Origin of the sequence: Boseongicola aestuarii (genome assembly GCF_900184815.1) — a bacterium.
GTDB classification, from domain to species: Bacteria; Pseudomonadota; Alphaproteobacteria; order Rhodobacterales; family Rhodobacteraceae; genus Boseongicola; species Boseongicola aestuarii.
Genome location: NZ_FXXQ01000053.1, coordinates 1 through 1760, shown reverse-complemented (window position 1 = coordinate 1760; position 1760 = coordinate 1). Strand labels below are relative to the sequence as shown.

General features: G+C 60.0%; 1 protein-coding gene. It reads left to right on the top strand.

Annotated features, from left to right (window positions below; translation table 11 throughout):
• Positions 1–99 precede the first annotated feature (99 nt).
• On the top strand, positions 100–1760 hold a 1661-nt coding region (ftsH, locus tag BOA8489_RS19970; RefSeq protein ID WP_245814014.1), incomplete at its 3' end, for an ATP-dependent zinc metalloprotease FtsH.

The following is a 1760-nucleotide window of genomic DNA, read 5'->3' as shown; positions in this document are numbered from 1 at the left end:
TTGCATTCGGATTTGCTTTGACATTTCTCAATCCCGAGGGGCAGACATCCGGCAGACTTGCCCTTGCGCATCGCGGAGCGCGTAAAAGGGTACGATCGCGTGGATGAAAAACCTGATCCCGATCCCAGGCGTCAGCCTTCGCTGGGACTTGTGATTCTTATTGCAGCTTTCCTGATGGTGTTCGTGATACCACCATTGCTTCAGGGTGCCATCACATCCAGCCAAACGGTGTCTTATTCCGAAATCAAGCGGCAAATCGCGGATGGTCGGGTCGAAAGCGTCGTACTGACGCAAACGGATCTGACCGCGCATCCCCATAGCGGCGATGTCCTTTTGAAGGCTACTGTCCCGGTGCAAGACGATCCTGAACTGCTGCCGCTGCTGGATGCAAATGATGTTGAGGTTTACGCAAGAACTTCCAGCGACGGTTCGATCATCGGGGCGCTTCTGCCGTGGATCTTCCTGGCTGCCCTTTATTTCTTTCTGACACGACGGATTTCGGCCGGCGCGGGCCTGCCGGGTCAAGGGCTGGGCAATCTGATGGCCGGACGGTTTTCCAAACCTGCCAGTCAGGGACGCAAGGTGACCTTTGCGGACGTGGCAGGCCAGGAAAGCGCCAAGCGCGAGGTCGCCGAACTGGTCGATTTCCTGCGCGATCCGGAAAGATTTTCGCGTGTCGGAGCCGAAGTGCCGCATGGTGTGTTGCTGATGGGGCCACCGGGCACCGGCAAGACGCTGTTGGCGCGTGCGCTTGCAGGTGAGGCGGACGTTCCGTTTTTTTCCACGACCGGCTCGGAGTTCATCGAGGTCTTCGTGGGGGTCGGTGCCGGCCGGGTGCGTAAGATGTTCGAGGCGGCACGCAGCCAGGCCCCCGCGATCATCTTCATTGATGAGCTGGACAGCATTGGGCGAACCCGCGGGACTGGACTGGGTGGCGGACATGATGAGCGCGAACAGACGCTCAATCAAATCCTCGCCGAAATGGATGGCTTTTCAGGCAAGCACGCCGTCGTCGTCCTGGCTGCCACGAACCGTCCGGATGTTCTGGACCCTGCGTTGCTGCGTCCGGGTCGTTTTGACCGGCACGTGACTTTGGCGTTGCCCGACAAGAAGGCGCGGCGCGCGATCCTTGATATTCATGCTCGGGGACTACCACTTGATAGCACCATCAATCTTGATCAGGTCGCCGCTGGCACGCCGGGATTTTCGGGGGCTGACCTTAAGAACCTACTCAATGAAGCGGCCATTTCTGCGGCCCGCAAGAGCAACGCGTCAATCAGTTTGTCCGACACCGAGGAAGCCCGCGACAAGATCATGATGGGCACGGTGCGCACGCTAGCCATCCAGCCCGACGAACGACGCCGACTGGCCGTGCACGAGGCCGGGCATACCGCCGTCGCGTTCCATACTGCCGAGGCCGATCCGGTTTACAAGGTCACGATCATTCCGCGCGGGCGCGCGCTTGGCGGAACGCACGCTTTGCCCGAGAACGATCGACATGTCTTACCCGAAGACTACCTTCGATCCCAGTTAAGCATACTCCTCGCCGGGCGGGCTGCAGAGAAGCATTTCCTGGGCACCGTCAGCTCTGGCGCAGAGGATGATATTCAACGTGCCACCGATCTTGCGCGCTCGATGGTCGCGCGTTGGGGGATGGACCCCGAGATCGGCCCGATTGACTTGCGCAACTCCGAGGAAAGCCCGTTTCTTGGGCGCAAGATCGCGCAGCCAGTGGCCTTTGCCGACGATACCGCTGGTCA